The organism is Prevotella sp. LCP21S3_D2 (genome assembly GCF_052118345.1).
Taxonomy (GTDB): Bacteria; Bacteroidota; Bacteroidia; order Bacteroidales; family Bacteroidaceae; genus Prevotella.
In genome coordinates this window covers 1-319 of the sequence record NZ_JBQKHJ010000126.1, presented here as the reverse complement: position 1 = coordinate 319, position 319 = coordinate 1, and the positions used below count along the sequence as shown (strand labels likewise).

At 58.9% G+C, this 319-nt stretch carries 1 pseudogene; it reads left to right on the top strand.

The annotated features are described in order from the left end of the window. Positions 1 to 319: pseudogene (locus tag ACTQ16_RS16895) on the top strand (DNA-binding protein); the annotation flags it as partial.

Here is a 319-nt window from a genome sequence, read left to right as displayed (position 1 = left end):
AGCGTGCATCCGGGAGTTGGTGCTCCAGGGCATCGCAGTGAAGATTGCCGACCTCGCCATCCTCTCCATTGGTATCAAGAACAAGGCGGGAGCCGCTACCGAGAAGGAGTTCACCATTGCCAAGAACATCGAGGGCTTGAAGATTAGAGCTCGTGGCACGGGCGATTTCAGTTGCCTGAACCTCAGCCTCGACGGAACGCTGAAGAAGGCCTCTGCTCTGTTAGGGGATGGCACCACCACGGATACCAACCCGGATACCGGAAAGGATACCCCTGGTGGCGACAACACCGACCAGGGCGGTAGCGGAACCACTGGAGGC